The organism is Vibrio taketomensis (genome assembly GCF_009938165.1).
GTDB lineage: Bacteria > Pseudomonadota > Gammaproteobacteria > Enterobacterales > Vibrionaceae > Vibrio > Vibrio taketomensis.
In genome coordinates this window covers 1,465,214-1,480,237 of record NZ_AP019649.1, presented here as the reverse complement: position 1 = coordinate 1,480,237, position 15,024 = coordinate 1,465,214, and the positions used below count along the sequence as shown (strand labels likewise).

General features: G+C 41.5%; 16 protein-coding genes and 1 pseudogene. 10 read left to right on the top strand and 7 right to left on the bottom strand.

Annotation, left to right across the window (positions count from 1 at the left end; all coding sequences use genetic code 11):
• Position 1 precedes the first annotated feature (1 nt).
• The 5 genes from Vt282_RS06840 to ccoN form a co-directional block, all read right to left on the bottom strand.
• A complete protein-coding gene (locus Vt282_RS06840; RefSeq protein WP_162062942.1) occupies positions 2 to 481 on the bottom strand; it encodes a FixH family protein in 480 nt (159 codons plus the stop codon).
• 125 nt (positions 482 to 606) lie between these two features.
• Entirely contained in the window at positions 607 to 1,584 is a 978-nt protein-coding gene (gene ccoP, locus Vt282_RS06835; protein ID WP_162062941.1) for a cytochrome-c oxidase, cbb3-type subunit III, read from the bottom strand.
• Positions 1,584 to 1,757: a cbb3-type cytochrome oxidase subunit 3 gene (locus Vt282_RS06830; RefSeq protein WP_162062940.1), complete on the bottom strand. Its 174-nt coding sequence runs from the start codon at positions 1,755 to 1,757 to the stop codon at positions 1,584 to 1,586. Before Vt282_RS06830 ends, ccoP begins: the two co-directional genes overlap by 1 nt.
• Before the next feature lie 10 nt (positions 1,758 to 1,767).
• Positions 1,768 to 2,388, bottom strand: coding sequence for a cytochrome-c oxidase, cbb3-type subunit II (gene ccoO, locus Vt282_RS06825; protein ID WP_162046378.1), 621 nt, complete (start codon positions 2,386 to 2,388; stop codon positions 1,768 to 1,770).
• Between the two features lie 12 nt (positions 2,389 to 2,400).
• Positions 2,401 to 3,828, bottom strand: a complete 1,428-nt coding sequence (ccoN, locus tag Vt282_RS06820; RefSeq protein ID WP_162046379.1) for a cytochrome-c oxidase, cbb3-type subunit I — start codon at positions 3,826 to 3,828, stop codon at positions 2,401 to 2,403.
• Positions 3,829 to 4,089: 261 nt separating this feature from the next.
• Between ccoN and Vt282_RS06815 the strand changes: the two genes are divergently transcribed.
• Complete coding sequence (locus tag Vt282_RS06815) at positions 4,090 to 4,440, top strand: hypothetical protein (protein WP_162062239.1); 351 nt, start codon at positions 4,090 to 4,092, stop codon at positions 4,438 to 4,440.
• 293 nt (positions 4,441 to 4,733) lie between these two features.
• Here Vt282_RS06815 and Vt282_RS06810 read toward each other — a convergent pair.
• Positions 4,734 to 5,099 (bottom strand): annotated as a pseudogene (locus Vt282_RS06810) (DUF3693 domain-containing protein).
• 989 nt (positions 5,100 to 6,088) lie between these two features.
• Here Vt282_RS06810 and Vt282_RS20570 point away from each other — a divergent pair.
• The 9 genes from Vt282_RS20570 (at position 6,089) to Vt282_RS20015 (ending at position 11,979) form a co-directional block, all read left to right on the top strand.
• A complete protein-coding gene (locus tag Vt282_RS20570) occupies positions 6,089 to 6,397 on the top strand; it encodes a hypothetical protein (protein WP_232055137.1) in 309 nt (102 codons plus the stop codon).
• Between the two features lie 434 nt (positions 6,398 to 6,831).
• Positions 6,832 to 7,017 carry a replication endonuclease gene (locus tag Vt282_RS21230; RefSeq protein WP_269472609.1) on the top strand — a complete coding sequence of 62 codons (186 nt, stop codon included), beginning with the start codon at positions 6,832 to 6,834 and terminating at the stop codon, positions 7,015 to 7,017.
• Between the two features lie 41 nt (positions 7,018 to 7,058).
• Positions 7,059 to 7,367: a replication endonuclease gene (locus tag Vt282_RS21225; protein ID WP_332057958.1), complete on the top strand. Its 309-nt coding sequence runs from the start codon at positions 7,059 to 7,061 to the stop codon at positions 7,365 to 7,367.
• Positions 7,265 to 7,729 (top strand): replication endonuclease, encoded by a 465-nt coding sequence (locus tag Vt282_RS21220; protein WP_269472608.1) that lies wholly within the window; start codon positions 7,265 to 7,267, stop codon positions 7,727 to 7,729. The genes Vt282_RS21225 and Vt282_RS21220 overlap by 103 nt, the downstream gene beginning before the upstream one ends.
• Before the next feature lie 392 nt (positions 7,730 to 8,121).
• Complete coding sequence (locus tag Vt282_RS06795) at positions 8,122 to 8,520, top strand: chemotaxis protein (RefSeq protein WP_232055136.1); 399 nt, start codon at positions 8,122 to 8,124, stop codon at positions 8,518 to 8,520.
• Between the two features lie 96 nt (positions 8,521 to 8,616).
• The gene (locus Vt282_RS06790; RefSeq protein ID WP_162062939.1) at positions 8,617 to 8,793 is read left to right on the top strand and encodes a hypothetical protein; all 177 of its coding nucleotides are present in this window, start codon (positions 8,617 to 8,619) and stop codon (positions 8,791 to 8,793) included.
• A 678-nt stretch (positions 8,794 to 9,471) separates the two neighbouring features.
• Positions 9,472 to 9,978: a hypothetical protein gene (locus Vt282_RS06785; protein WP_162062938.1), complete on the top strand. Its 507-nt coding sequence runs from the start codon at positions 9,472 to 9,474 to the stop codon at positions 9,976 to 9,978.
• A gap of 4 nt (positions 9,979 to 9,982) precedes the next feature.
• Positions 9,983 to 10,222 (top strand): hypothetical protein, encoded by a 240-nt coding sequence (locus Vt282_RS06780; protein WP_162062937.1) that lies wholly within the window; start codon positions 9,983 to 9,985, stop codon positions 10,220 to 10,222.
• Between the two features lie 1,232 nt (positions 10,223 to 11,454).
• The gene (locus Vt282_RS20015) at positions 11,455 to 11,979 is read left to right on the top strand and encodes a hypothetical protein (RefSeq protein ID WP_174855821.1); all 525 of its coding nucleotides are present in this window, start codon (positions 11,455 to 11,457) and stop codon (positions 11,977 to 11,979) included.
• 2,678 nt (positions 11,980 to 14,657) lie between these two features.
• Here Vt282_RS20015 and Vt282_RS06770 read toward each other — a convergent pair.
• The gene (locus Vt282_RS06770) at positions 14,658 to 14,978 is read right to left on the bottom strand and encodes a cell envelope integrity TolA C-terminal domain-containing protein (protein ID WP_162062936.1); all 321 of its coding nucleotides are present in this window, start codon (positions 14,976 to 14,978) and stop codon (positions 14,658 to 14,660) included.
• Between the last annotated feature and the right edge of the window lie 46 nt (positions 14,979 to 15,024).

The window sequence follows — 15,024 nt, the reverse complement described above, 5'->3', positions numbered from 1 at the left end:
GTTATTCCATTAACGTTGTGACTGACTTAGATGGGAAGGTAACTCTACCTTGAATCAACCAAGATTTATCGTGGGGACTCAACTCGATAAACCATGGCCCTTGAAGAGGATTTTCAAGCACTATGCGATATTTCCCTGATGTATCAGAGGTAATCAGGCGACTAAAATCGCGATCGCTCAGTGTACGGTGGGCAAACATTGCCGAAATTGCAGGGAAGTTATCAAGTTGTCCCTTATCGAACTGAATAATGATTTGATTATCTACTGTTTGGATGTTGGCTTTAAGGCCTAGATCTTTAGCCACAGTCAGTTTTGAGATATCGATGTTGATACCTTTACCTTTTTTATAGTAATCCTCAGTGACTAAAGACGGTGAATTTTTAATAGCAATCGACAAGGTTACAAATGCTGCAACCACAACAGTTAGAGGAAGGGCAATCAAAAACCACGGCCAAAACTGCTTATACCAAGGCTTTACCATAAAAAAGTTCTCAAATAATAGTGAAACTTAAATGACTTTAACGAAATGACAGCCCCTAAAGAAAGGGGCTGTCACTGATCTAAGAAGTTCTTTGCTATGATACGCAGAACTCCACTGGGTTGGTGTTAATTATCTGAATTACTGAGGCTCCAGACATAGGCAGAAACAAGCTGAACTTTGTCTTCACCTAAAATATCTTTCCAAGCTGGCATGACACCGTTACGACCGTAATTAACGGTCTGAGTAACTGCAGCTCGCGAACCACCGTAAATCCAGTATTGGTCAGTTAAATCAGGTGCACCTAATGTTGGGTTACCTTTGCCGTCTGTACCATGACACGCAGCGCAGACAACAAAACGTGCTTTACCCGCTTCAGCTTCTTTCGCGTTAACTGAGCGACCAGATAAGCTGAGGGTATAACTCACCACTTCACGGACACCGTCATCACCGAGTGCATCTTTCCATGCCGCCATCATACCGACACGGCCATTCATCACGGTATTAACAATCGCTGCTGGTTCACCACCATACAACCAAGCGTTATCCGTTAGGTTAGGAAAACCTGTTTGACCACGGGCATCAGAACCATGACATTGCGAACAGTTTTGCAAGAACAAACGTTGACCAACCTTAAGTGCTTCAGGATCTTGAGCGATATCCGGAATCGGTTTTAATTGGTCGGTTCCGTCTACATAAGCCATACGACGGAATGCTTCACCAAAATAGGCGTCAGCATCGTCGAGTTCTTTTGCGTACTGGTCTAGCTGTTTGTTTTCTTGCGCATCGCTGATCGCAACTCGCGACTCATCTAACGAACGTACCGTTTGGTTTGAGCTTTGCCAACCAAGAAATCCCTTGAAATTGCCAAGTCCAGGGTACAACGCTAAATAAATAGCAGCGAAAATAAATGTCCCGACGAACAAGTAACTCCACCACTTAGGTAGTGGGTTATTGAGCTCACGAATACCATCGTATTCGTGTCCCATATCTGCGCCTTCTTCGACACCCATTTTATCTTTAAGGCACCAATAAAGTAGGGCAGCACAGCCAAGCAGAGTGCCGACCGTGATAATAATTATCCATAGACTCCAAAATGTCGTCATTACTTGGTCACTCCTTGATCTTTACTCGGCGCCTGCTTTTCATCCGCGAAAATTAGGTTAGCGGCTTCATCAAAGCGAGCTTTACGGCTTTTACCATATGCCCACCAAACCACACCTAAAAAGCTGACAAAAAGCACGATGGTCCAAATACTGTGAATAGTACCGATATCCATACTAGCCTCCTTACTTCATTGCATGACCGAGAGATTGAAGATAAGCGATGATGGCATCCATCTCAGTTTTACCTTCTACATCTGAAGCGGCACTTGCAATCTGTTCATCGGTGTAGGGTACGCCAAACTGATTGCGGAAAATCTCAAGTTTTTTCTGAGTGAGTTTGCCATCAAGGAAATTCTCTTCAAGCCATGGGAAACCAGGCATGTTTGACTCAGGAACCAACTCGCGTGGGTCGATCAGGTGAACACGATGCCATTCATCAGAGTAACGTCCGCCAACACGAGCCAAATCTGGACCAGTACGTTTAGAACCCCATAAAAATGGGTGTTCCCAGACGCTTTCACCGGCGACAGAATAGTGGCCGTAACGCTCAGTCTCAGAGCGGAATGGGCGAATCATTTGGCTATGACAGGTGTTACAACCTTCTCGAATGTAAACATCACGGCCTTCCATTTCCAAAGCAGAATACGCACGTAGATTTTCTACTGGCTCTGTGGTTTGCTTTTGAAAAATCAGTGGGGTGATTTCTACCAAAGCGCCCAAACTGATTGCAAAAACGATCAGAATCGCGAGTAGACCAACATTGCGTTCGACAATTTCGTGGCGATTATTAGAATTTGAGCTCATTCTTCAATCTCCTTATGCCGGTTGCTCAATAGCTCGAAGGCTATGAGATGGTGCAGTGATAGTTTTGTATGCGTTATATGCCATTAAGAACATACCTGATAGGAAGATAAATCCACCTATGAAACGCACCGTGTAGAATGGGTAAGAGGCTTGAACCGATTCAACGAAGCTGTAGGTTAGGGTGCCGTCAGAGTTAACTGCACGCCACATCAGACCTTGCATTACACCAGAGATCCACATAGCTACGATATACAGAACTGTACCGATCGTCGCTAACCAGAAGTGAGCATTAATCAGACTAACTGAATACATACGTTCTTGGTTAAATAGTCGTGGAATTAGGTGATATACCGAACCAATCGATACCATTGCAACCCAACCTAGAGCACCTGAGTGAACATGACCAATTGTCCAGTCGGTATAGTGGGATAGAGCGTTAACCGTCTTAATAGACATCATCGGACCTTCGAAGGTCGACATTCCATAGAAAGACAGTGAAACAATAAGGAATCGTAAGATTGGATCGTAACGCAGCTTATGCCATGCCCCTGAGAGCGTCATAATACCGTTAATCATGCCACCCCAAGAAGGAGCAAACAGCACCAATGACATCACCATGCCAAGTGACTGGGTCCAGTCAGGAAGCGCTGTGTAGTGCAGGTGGTGAGGACCAGCCCAAATGTATAGAGACACTAGTGCCCAGAAGTGAACGATAGAGAGACGGTAAGAATAAACCGGGCGCTCAGCTTGCTTAGGAACAAAATAGTACATCATACCCAAGAAACCAGCAGTCAAAAGAAAACCTACCGCATTGTGTCCGTACCACCACTGAACCATCGCATCAACTGCACCGGCGTAAATAGAGTAAGACTTACCTAGAGCAACAGGTATCGCCATACTGTTTACGATATGTAGGACTGCAACGGTGATAATAAACGCACCGAAGAACCAGTTGGCTACATAAATGTGTGAGGTATTACGTTTGATGAGAGTTCCGAAGAACACGATTGCATAAGAAACCCAGACGATGGCAATAGCGATATCGATCGGCCACTCTAACTCAGCGTACTCTTTACCAGAGGTATAACCGAGAGGTAGAGTGATTGCGGCGGCGAGTATAATTGCTTGCCAACCCCAAAATGTGAATGGTACGAGAGGGCCTCCAAATAAACGCGTTTGACAAGTACGCTGTACAACATAATAGGATGTTGCAAACAATGCACTGGTACCAAACGCAAAAATAACCGCATTAGTATGAAGAGGACGTAAACGGCTATACGTCAACCACGGCGTATCAAAATTTAACTGTGGCCATACTAGTTGAGCGGCGATCAAGACACCAACTGCCATACCAACAATACCCCAGAGAATAGTCACTAAGGTAAACTGACGAACGACAGTATAGTTGTAGTCTTGTTCAAGCGGCTTTTCTTGGCTCATATTTATATGCTTCCAATTTGCTAATTACTACACTTTACTTCCAACACGACACATGTCGTAATGCCCCCCAAATTGCCTTCGAATACTTGACCAGCTTAAGTGGTTAAATAATCATGGTAATTTTTAATAAAAAGTGGCATTTTCAGGAATAAATACTACCGCATTTAACATTTCAATGACAGAGTAGTAACCTTACTAAAGGTCGGGAATAGCCGTTTTATTTTAAAAGTTTGAAGTTTGTTGCACGGAGAGAAGTTCGATATGGCCGCAGAAAAACTCACCAAAGGTCGTTTTGCTCAAATAATCATCATGTTAACGCTGCTAATTGTAGTGTTTTTCTGGCGTACGTTTACCTATGAAGCAAAAACAGTCGTGAACTGTAACGCAGCTGAAGTTTGTAATTTTGAGGTGAATGAGAGCGTATTTAGCGCTCAAGTGAGCGATGGAAACATCGAGATCAAAACAGAAAATAAAAGATGGGATTTAGTCAGCGAAGGTCTGAAATTGAAACAACCACAACATTGGCAATTACCATACAAGAACATCGTAAACGTTGAATTTGTTAATCGCCAATCAAAGCAAAGCTATAACGTAGAATTGGTTTTTAACTAATAGAGACCAACGTATTGGTAGTTTTCATTCAAGAGATTTGGGCCGTCGAGCCTAATCTCTCATAAAGTAACTAAAGTAAATGAGTACCGCCAAAGACAATCAAAACAACTAATGAGATTTGACGACAATACAGATAGTTAGATCTTAATAACCATATTGGTATCTTTAGATAACCATATGATTATTAAGTATTTATGGTAAATCAATTATGTTAAGTACAATAGCCAGATACATCTACAATCAAGGAGAGAAGGATAGCTATGAAGCGATAATGATTTGGGTTTGTTTACATATCATTTAACATAATATAATAATGCGCACTGTAATAATGCTTTACAGGGCTTGAAATTACCAACGCCAAACCGCCGCAAATCATTGAAATACCTGACAATCCCAGCCCGTTAAACTTTTTGCAATGCTTCCAGTGCTTTTATTGCTGGATTATCATTGCGGTCAGCGTGACATCCTAACAAAGCTATCTCTGGTTCAATTCCTGCGCCTTCAGCAAGAAAAATTGCTTCCTCATCAGACACATAACGAATCCCTTTGCGCATTTTACTAATCTTATTCGCTTCAAGATTTAAATCATGGGCAATCTGTTTGTCTTGTACGTAGTTTTGAGCCTTTTTATAGGCATCTAATAGTTCGTTTGCGTACATAAGCACCTCCGTATTTTCTCCATTGTAGCTCAATTGCGATTTTTCGCATCTTGTAAATCCGATTAATCGCATTTAGAGTTTCGATAAATCGAATCTAGACTGCTGGCGTTGCCCTTGAAGCATTCTGCTTGGTCGCTCACTTCAACTGTTCAAGGTGGTTGCTATGGAAATACTAGATCTTACCATGCTGTGATTCTTGATACTGAAACGACTGGCTTGGATAACAATTCCGAAGTCGTTGAAATATCATGATTAATGCACTAACTGGTGACGTCTTGTTTACTTCTCTCATGCAACCTTGTCCTATCCCTGCTCAAGCTACGCGTATTCACGGTATCACCAATGATGATGTAAGGATTCTCCAAACTTTAAAATCATTTGGGAACGTCATGTTGAGCCACTTTTACGCGACAAAGAGCTCGTTATCTACAACGAAGATTTTGATATTCGCTTAATCCTTCAATCTCTTTCGTTTCTGCTCAGACACGTTCTTATTCGAGACTCAATCGCTCTCTATTCAATGTCTCATTGTGCAATGGTTTGGTATGCCGGTTTCTACGGTCAATGGGATGACTATCATGAAAATCTTAGATGGCAATCTCACTAATGCTTGTCGTCAACAAGGTATCGATGTTTCTGATTTAAAAGCTCACCGTGCACGGCTGATTGTGAAATGACGCGCCGTCTTATTCACGCGGTTAATGCAAAAATCGTTGAGGGCTGCTGATATGCTTACACTGTCAGAACTTTACTTTTGCTTGTTATTCGCGTTACTGCTTTTAGTTCTCGTTTTTATAGCCTCTTTATTCTGACATTTCTCCTCTTGACTATGAGGTGGTCAAAGCTATTTCTCGTCACGATTCGTGTGTTCCGCTCATTGCTGATGCCTTGTCTAACAACGAAATATCCCACGTTGAATACGCTCAAATCCAATCTTGTTCTGAAGATGAAAACAAACGTGCGTTGTTAGTTTCTCTTGAGGGCGCTCAATGATTTCAATTAACTTCGCATCAAACGAAACGCACCTATACACGCCACTGTTGAACTGGCTCGCCATTATGGTGATGCACCGAAACCAATCACTAAGCGTATGGTTTCGTTTGGTCGGTTGTCACCTCGCCTATCTGCGTTCGGTGAGCACATTGGAAAGTTACAACTTCCTGAGCGTTGGGCTGTTTCAGTTCAACACTTTAGAAGATTGGCGCACTCCGCTCTATATCAACACGTATCGACACGGAGATTTCAGTCGTCACATGACTCGTTCATTTCTAGATGTGCGAAACAAAACATACGCTTGAGGCGCTCCAGGTTATTGAAGATGCAAATCAGCGTTTGTTGATTAATCAGAAAAGTGCCGCGATGAGCGATGATGAGATAGTTCAGTTAGCTCATAACAAGTCCAAACAATTTAAACGTGAAATCGAACAATTCCTTGTGATGCCAGCGGTTGTGCTCTTCTGTATTTAAACGCTTTCATGTTGCTACGCAATTATTAGATTCTATTGGCCTGTGTTTCCGTCCGGAGTTGGTGAAATCAAAAGCATTACATGGCGAACTTTTTCATTAGTTAACCGTGCTTGCGATGAAATCTTTTACGTCGTCAACTTCGTAAAAGTACGCCTACATTGTTGAACAGGTCGCGAGAGACTTGGCGCTTGTTCAACGAAAACAAGTTTATTGCTCTGATTTTTCAGTTCTACGCCAGCGTGCGTAATTCCTCAATCGTATTGCCTTGGAAAACACGGTCGCATTTGATGTTGATAACGCTGATAACTGGTTTACGTTAGCCGAGCTTTCAGACAAGTCAGTTTCAAATCGTGATATTCGACGTGGTGAAATGTTTGTGCGTCTCCGTGGTTTTGAGGAAATCGCTAAAGAAAACGGCTATTGCGCCATGTTTTATACATCGACAGCCTAGCCGCTTTCATGCCGTATCGAAAGGTCAGTTAATCTAAATGGATTGACGCTGGTAAACCGACAAAAGAAGCGCATCAATATCTAATCTCATGGCAATCTCTCGGCAAAATTCTGCCGAAGAAAGATATCAAAGTTTATGGCATGCGTATTGTCGAACCACATCAAGACGGCACACCACATCATCACTATCTACTATTCATGCTGCCTGAGCATCGTGACATTGTCAGTGAGTTTAAGCGTTTAGCGTTTTGGACTCTCCGAAAGAATTGGGCGCCAAGAAGCACCGCTTTACTGCTGAATATATCGACCCTGCAAAAGGTAGCGCGGTTGGTTATGTTGCGAAATATCTAAGTAAAAGCATAGACGGTAAACATATCGATTCAGACAAAGGTTCATCTCTCAATGGTATTGATGCTGCTGAGCGTGTTGTTGCTTGGTCTCGTGTTAATCAGGTTAAACAATTTCAATTCATTGGTGGCCCTTCCGTTACGGCTTGGCGTGAAATGCGCCGATTCCGTGAAGAATTCAAAGAGGACGATACCGTGTTATCTGACCTATCAGAAACCGAACATTTTCTATTAGAGAAAATCCGCAAAGCCGCTGATATCGGTGATTGGAAGGATTTTGTTACGCAATGGGCGGCGTGTTCGTCAAGCGTAAAGACCAACCAATCCGTGTTCAATATGACGCTCCTGATGCTATCGATAAGTTAATGCAGTCAGGCGAATATTCGCCCACTCGCTTCGGTGATGCGGCTCAAGGCAAGATTGCTGGCGTTATGTTTAGAAAGTATTTCTTTGCACTCGTTTCGTCATTGGGAAACCGAGAACAAAGAGAAATTTTAGCCGCTCAAAACGCATTATGACGGGTGTTGTTGATTACTTCGATGCACTAGAGCGCGAGAAAGAATATCACCGCATGTGCGAGCAACGTTACGAAGAGTATGAGCATGCGCTTATTACGAAGAGTTGGAATGCCTCATGCTCTTTGGCGACTTTAATGAGGCGCACTGGACGGCTTAGCCCGTCCAGTGGACTCACTAAATCGCCCTTGGACTTGTGTCAATAACTCCGCTTTAAAATTGAAAACAGAAGGAAACGAAAAGATGAAATTAGAAGGTTTGATTCTAGATGATAGTGACATCATCCAAGAGACCAAAACTGACCGTGGTTCGGGTCAGCAAACTCAAATTGGTAAGTTAAATCTAATTACTACCAATCCCACTGCCACTATTGAAGTAAAAATCAGTCCTGAGCTATGGAATAACGGCGAAGGTGGTAAGCACTTTAAGCAGTTTATTGGTAAGCGCACTCATTTCGATGTTGAGTACAAAACGTTCAGCTTCGGCAATGATGAAGGTCGCCACGTATCTTTGACTGGTTTCCACCTGTTCTCCTTCCAGAACTTAAATAGAGTTAAGATTACAGCCGTTCCTCACATTATTATTTGCCTCGTTGTTGTTTTCGGCCTAATCGGGTTCTGTGTCTACTGGAGGTTTAGGTAATGGTAGAAACAACCCAAACAATCGCGAATCTGCCAACTGAGTCAATATATATTGCTTTGGGGTATATGCTCCTCTTTGCTATGGGGTTCAATTCAAATGTATGAGTTAAATTTCATTCTCAACGTTGTGATTCCGCAAGGCTTGTATGTTGGTTTTGGCTTAACTACTGGGATGTTATTCCGTCACGTACGCAATATCATCCTTTCTGCACGTCCAATTGAGGATTATTTTATGAAAGACACAATCAAAAACTTCATCTCTGAAAAATCGTAAAGTTCTTGTCACTGCTATGACCGTGACTGCGACTGTCGCTTCGTCAACTGCTAATGCGGCACTTGACCAAGCGGCTGTTGATGCTATCTCGAATGGTGTTAACGGATGCGGCCATTGCTGCTGGTGCTGGTTTCACCCGTTCTCGCTGTCGTTCTTGGTTACCGTAGGCATGAATCTTGTCAAAGGTTTCATCGCTTCCGCTGCAAGCTAATTGTTTTCACGTTAGCTCATTACAAGCGGGTTCTTCCGCCTTTTTCTAGTGGGTTTGGGATGAAACTACTACTAAAAGAATCGCTGTTTATTCACTTTGCTTCTTTGTCTCTATTTTCCAGTTCAACGCGCTAATGCTGCACTTCTTTGTTCGCTGGTGTTGCTCTCGATATCGTTGCGGTGTCGCCGTTTCAGTTGCGACTGACAAGATTGTCTCTAAGTCGATATGTGGTAAAAACCTTGGGCAGCTAACGACCCTGTCTTTGCGTGTAATGCAAGTTCGACGAAATCGAATTGGCTAAAGCATGCTAAATCATCGGCTAAATGGGCGATTGTATTTACAGCATTAGGATATGTTGCTACTGAGGTCGGTGTCTTAAATACTGAAAAAGTGTCCACTAATTTTATTCAGTGTCGAAATAATAAGTTCAGGCTCTTATGGTGTTGCATATAGTTTAGAGGGTTGTTTTGCACTTCAGCAATCCGCTGCTCAAGCTTCTGGTTCTGAATATCTCGAATACGATAACGGTTGGCATGTATGGGTGTCTGTTGATAAAAAATCCTAGCCATCATGGCGTATTGTTTATTAATGACGGTGACCTACAACGCGCTGGCGTCAAGATTTCTGATGAACAATTTGCTAACGAATTTTGGGCATCACCGCCTGATTTTGGTCCTGATGTTTGGTTTCCTGAGCCTGATGTCAGTGACATTCCATCAGTACACCCTGACCCGAAATGGTTTCCAGATATTGAACCGTTAACACAACCATTTGCGCCACCAAAGCCTTTGACCAACCCTTATCCTAAAGAGTTGCCGGATTCGCATCCCATAAGCGCCCTGTTGATACGCCAAAACCAGAATATGATGATTGGCTGGGTGAATTACCAGGTGCTTGGCCTGAAGGTTGGCTTTACCTGGTGCGTTACCGGGAACGCCGGGAGGATTTCAAGAGTGGCCTTTACCGGGTACTGAGGTTTTGCCCGGTGATAAACCAAATCCGAATCCTGACCCGAACCCAAATCCTGACCCAGACCCAGACCCGAATCCTGACCCTGAGTTACCCTTTCCTGTACCTCTTCCGGTTATCGGTCCCATGACTCGCACTGAGTTTGAGGAGGTTCAAACTAAGAATTTTCAGGATGCTGCTGATGGCCTTGGTTCGGTAGATGATGCATTAACAAAGCATACCGATGCTGTTGCTAGTGCCTTACAGTGATTTTATTGAACAGAACCTCTCACCTGATGTTCCCTCGATGGAATGGAATCCCTTTGGATACTTTACATTTGGTGGTGGTGCCTGTTTAGGCTTTAGTGAAACATTTATCGGTCGACTAACCAAAACCATTGTTTTGATAAGCATTGTGAGCCTTGGGAATCCATATTCCGCCCTACAATTGAATGGGCGTTATATCTATCAACGATGCTTTATATCTACGTTCTGTTTAATCGTACAGTGAGGGCTTCATGATGATGCGTTTATTGTTTGAACGTTTAGGTGGTTGGTTAGCGGGCTTCATTGGTATCAAGACCGCTGAGGTGACAAGTCGACTTACTTTTTAGGTGCTGTGATTTCCTCTATATCGCATTATACATTGCGTTTATGGGGTCGATTGTTGCCGTCGTTAGTTTCTCTCCGGTTACCCAACAGGTAATGTGGCTGGTTTTAGCGTTGTTACCGGGTAACATAGGTCAGTGCATGTCAGCAATTGGTTCTGCTCATGTCATTGCTCAGGTTTACTTGATGAAGACCAAAATTATTAAGTTGGGTGCTAAGTAATGCCGTGTTATTGGGTATATGGAACCTTGGTGCTGGTAAAGGTATTTTCTTTGCTAAGAAAATGCAGGATTACCTGCGTCGTGGATCTCGCGTTGCGACAAACGTTCAAGTCTTCCTGAGCGTTTATCACCAAACTTCAATACACCTATTACTCGACTTCCAGATATTCCACGACTGGAGGATATTATTGCTCTTGGTCGTGGTGCTCCTTATGGCGAAAAGAAAAAGCTTGGTGGTTTGTTCTTAGATGAAACATCCATCTTCTTAACTCGTGATTGGAACGACAAAGACCGTCCTAAATGGATTGCTTATCTACGCTTAATTCGTAAAAAGGATGGGATATTTATTTGGCAACTCAAGACCCTGAGTCTGTTGATAAACAGATTCTTAAAGGTCTTGGTGAAGAATTCATTTGTTGTACTCGAGGATCATTTTCGTCTTGGCATCTTTTCAGACCTGTAATGACATATACAACATAATTAAATCCAAAGGCACCGAAACCGAATCCAAAATACTGCCACACATTAACTCTGCTGGTTATCGTCGAGGAAAGAAAACTCAAGGTAATAAAACTACCGCTCTGAAATGTACCGTCCGACTCAATACTTCGGCACATATGACACCAACCAATTATTCCAATTAAGTATGAACATCTCAATGGTCGAGATGATATGCGTGCGCCCTACACTCTGTTGCCAGGTGTAACCTTGCGTAAATACCAGTTGATACGTGACAAGTATTATCCTGATGTCGTTCTTCCTGATTATGAAAACACGGAAGAAGATGAAGAATTGGAACCTGAAATGAAAATACAGTTAGATGAAATAAGTTGCCAAAAGAAAAGCCACCTTCCCAAAATTTCAGTTACTTTTCTTTTTGCTGTTCGTCGGCTAGCGGTCTACTTCTTTCAAAGTGCCTTTGCAGATGAGGAAGTGATTGTCGAAACGCCAGCTACCGAAGTAGTAACTCAAGCAGCCAAACTGACTCAAGACACCAAACAGGTGTTGGTCCCTTCCGTTCCTGACTATCTGCAAGGTGTGTATATCTCAGGTTATGTACTTTGGCGTAAAGATGATGGGTCTTTGACTTACGATTACGCCTTACACGACCGCTATCATCGTAGTTTCGATTACTCGTACTACGCAATTACAGTAACGCCGACCTCCTTGCCTTGCTTGGTTAACTACTCAGGATAATAAAACGATTCAAGTGACTTGCGCGCTAGCTCCGCCAGATGAAAACCAAATGCAGTCCCATCTAACCCAATGTAAGATATGTCGTTAGTTAATATGGCCACCAATGCAATAGAGGCGTTCTAAGTTTGGTATGCATGTCATTTCTTTAAAAAACAAAACATTATTAGGTGCGGAGCACAAACTAACCTGCGTGTAGTGAGGTTGATAGCCATTTGTGGTAAACTCTTGATAACGTGTTTTTGTTATCCAAAGTTTTCCACATATTGGCGCTCGCTCGGTAATTTGGTTATTGCTTGTTTTGTTTTTGTTTGTTTGTGAGATTGGGTCTATTTAACATTTGAGCAAAATCTATGAATAAGATTAGGCGATTGAATCAGCGCCGAAAAGATTACGTTTATGACCCTAAGCCTTATAGAAAAATCAATCAATTCACCAACACATCTTTGCCAGTAATCCCGCTTCTAATTGGTTTTATGCTTGGTGTCACTTTTTCGGTGTACCTGTATAAGGCGCATCCGATGATATTTGCTCATTTATTGCAGTGAGGGTTTATTATGTTTCGTATGATTATGCTATGTGCATTTATTAGCTTACCGTTCAAACTAGCTGCGGATGATGCGGATGGCAATAGAGTTGCAGCCTACATCAAGGAAAGGCTTATCAGCGATATTAGGTATGGAGTATGACGGTAATGGCGGATTTTGTAACGTAATGGTCAAAATGAACCATAAGAATGGATATGCCATCATAGAAAAAGTTTCGACAACTGGTAACTCAGAGTTGTGCCAATTCTTAAGGGACAATAGTAAAAGGCTATCGATACGACTACCCTGAGAATCTAATTCAATTAGATTTCGAACATTTTTAGATTCTTTAGTGGTAGCAGATCACCCGTTCAATCCATACGGGGTGAAACTTCACCTCAAAATGCTTGAATATGCACTCAATCACGAGACCTTAGAGTCTTCTAATTGAACGTCATTTCTAGCTTATTATTTGATTGTACGTTATTGATGAACTCAGCTTGTTGCAGTATCTCTGATACTTTTTACGTCGTTCATCTACACCTCTCATTTCGCCAAGAGTATAACCTCCGAAAGGCTTGTTTGTTTCATTGTATCGTTAAATTCACGAATTGATTCTAGTAGTCTGCGCACTTAGGCTTCTTTGGTCGATTAGTTGGTCTTCTTACTTTTTAGTTCGGCCATCAAGAATGATACCTGTCTTCGAAGTTCATCGTGATCACCTAATAACGTTTGATATGAATTTGTGTTTCATCATTAATAGATATTGATTCATACTTCTTTTGATTCCAAAGCTTCCTTTCGAACTCTTGTTTAGATTCATTCAATGTCAGCTTAAAGTCATGTTTGAGCTCGTTTAACTCTTTAATTAGATCTGCCCTTGCCCTTCCCAGTCAACCAACTCTTGATCGATCAACTTTCCAGCATATTCTTTCGTCGACTTATATTCAGCTTGAGCAAGTTTAGACTGCGATGTATAAGCTTGAATTTTCTCAATTCACGAGACTTTTAACTAAAAGTCGATAATCAATTGCAACCAATCCGATAATATAACGTAAATGATTGCGAAAAATAGACACCACAACACTACTTTAAAATCAAAATGAAATTCGTCGATCATCCTTAACTTTTCTGGCTTATCAACGACAAAATTTAATGATATTTTTGCATTTGCTCTATGTAAAAATCGTAGCTAGCCCAAAATGGACTTTTATTCTTATCATTAACGCATCTAAAATTTCTTTCATAATCAATCACTAGCCTAACAAAACTGATATTATTTTATCATAAGTGTATTGATATACGACAAACCACGAGGGCTTTCGTTATTTGATTTTGCAATAACCCTCGCATATTGCAGTAACTTGCTCATTGTTTTGATCTCTAGCTCTGATTGTATTTCTAACAGTGCGAGCCCTGTAATTACTTGTTGAGGAGTAACTAACTGTCCAGTTGGTGTGACTAATTTGTCACCCTCATTTCAAAACCCACCCAACTTTCATTATGAGATAATTCAAGCCTACGATACATTCTCATTAGTCTTTACATTCATCTGGTATCGTTTTCCTTTATCCCACTCTGTGATTGTCCTCTCAGTTTTAAAACAAAGTTTAGCGGCTTCTTTTTGCTTAGGCGGCATTCAAATTCACGAAAATGTAATTTTGGTCATTTCGTGATACTTCATGATTAACACTCTAAACTTAGAAAGTGTACAATTTCAGAAAAATCTTTTGCGACAGTTATTTAACTTAAGGTCACATAATACGCACTGTGATAATGGTTTTACTGGGATTGAAATTACCACCACAAATCATTGATCTTCATATAGGTTTGGTCTTTTAAACTTCAAACGATTTCAAAGCATCGTTGATTTACCATTAACTCAACGTTTGAATACAGATTTTGTTTTGCTCTCGACTATACCGAACAATTTTTGAATTTACCCGACGACTTTTTCTGCAAATACTCACTTCCTTTGTGTGCGCATTGGACAAGAATTTTACGACAATTGAAATCTCTCATCTGTGTATTTATCAATACTTTTCCTTAAATGCATTTACCGTTGCCAATGATTACATTGGAAACGTATTGCGTTACCTTGTCACAACTAAAAAGTTTTAACTTAACGAGCTCGAAAACTCTTTGTAAGGTTAATTACTCATCAAGCATTGAGATATGTAATCTAATTATCTTCTCGGGTTGTTTGTACTTGAAACCTTTCTTAAGCGTTACTGCTTTTCGCGTTTGCTTACACAGTTTGTAGTCACCTGAGGTTTTAATAGATTTGATATACGCTTTCGTACCGCTGTGGCGCATGTATAAGTAGACGTCACAATAACCGTTCTGATGTGATGATTTGGATAGTTTTGACGTAATTTTAGCTTTGATTTTTTTAGCTGTTGGATTGCGCTCTGCATCATCAGTTGCAAAAACAAAAGCTGGAATGATAAGTAACAATAGATAGATAAATTTCATCGCGAACCTCCTTCTCTATTTAACATAACGAATTAATGTAGAGAGA

Excerpts from the sequence above, each read along its gene's own strand:
- Vt282_RS06795 (WP_232055136.1), top strand. The coding sequence starts at position 8,122 with ATGAAATTAGAAGGTTTGATTCTAGATGATAGTGACATCATCCAAGAG.
- Vt282_RS06830 (WP_162062940.1), bottom strand. The coding sequence starts at position 1,757 with ATGGATATCGGTACTATTCACAGTATTTGGACCATCGTGCTTTTTGTC.
- ccoN (WP_162046379.1), bottom strand. The coding sequence starts at position 3,828 with ATGAGCCAAGAAAAGCCGCTTGAACAAGACTACAACTATACTGTCGTT.
- Vt282_RS06840 (WP_162062942.1), bottom strand. The coding sequence starts at position 481 with ATGGTAAAGCCTTGGTATAAGCAGTTTTGGCCGTGGTTTTTGATTGCC.
- ccoO (WP_162046378.1), bottom strand. The coding sequence starts at position 2,388 with ATGAGCTCAAATTCTAATAATCGCCACGAAATTGTCGAACGCAATGTT.
- Vt282_RS06790 (WP_162062939.1), top strand. The coding sequence starts at position 8,617 with ATGTATGAGTTAAATTTCATTCTCAACGTTGTGATTCCGCAAGGCTTG.
- Vt282_RS20015 (WP_174855821.1), top strand. The coding sequence starts at position 11,455 with ATGCGTGCGCCCTACACTCTGTTGCCAGGTGTAACCTTGCGTAAATAC.
- ccoP (WP_162062941.1), bottom strand. The coding sequence starts at position 1,584 with ATGACGACATTTTGGAGTCTATGGATAATTATTATCACGGTCGGCACT.
- Vt282_RS06815 (WP_162062239.1), top strand. The coding sequence starts at position 4,090 with ATGGCCGCAGAAAAACTCACCAAAGGTCGTTTTGCTCAAATAATCATC.
- Vt282_RS20570 (WP_232055137.1), top strand. The coding sequence starts at position 6,089 with ATGATTTCAATTAACTTCGCATCAAACGAAACGCACCTATACACGCCA.
- Vt282_RS06770 (WP_162062936.1), bottom strand. The coding sequence starts at position 14,978 with ATGAAATTTATCTATCTATTGTTACTTATCATTCCAGCTTTTGTTTTT.